Below are 259 nucleotides of genomic sequence, written 5' to 3'. Positions count from 1 at the left end.
AAGCAATGGTGTCATTCGTCAATTAGAAAAGGGAGAATCCTATAAAGTTTTAGGAAAACTAGGAAACTGGTTAAACCTGGGCGGTAACCAGTGGATTTATTACAACCCTTCTTATATTCGTTATAATGGGGAACAGACTTCTTCTGTAGAAGGAAAACGCGCTGTTTCTAAAGTAGATAACCTTAGATTCTATTCTGCTGCTTCCTGGGAAGATAAATATGTTGCCGGAAGTGTAGATAAAGGATTAGGGTTTACAATT

1 pseudogene is annotated in these 259 nt (G+C 37.5%); it reads left to right on the top strand.

Annotation, left to right across the window (positions count from 1 at the left end):
• Window positions 1-259 (top strand): annotated as a pseudogene (locus KVT37_RS32355) (hypothetical protein); the annotation flags it as partial.

Source organism: Mesorhizobium sp. GbtcB19, assembly GCF_019091085.1.
GTDB lineage: Bacteria > Pseudomonadota > Alphaproteobacteria > Rhizobiales > Rhizobiaceae > Mesorhizobium.
The sequence above is the reverse complement of the archived record's forward strand: the minus strand, read 5'-3'. Positions and strand labels throughout refer to the sequence as shown.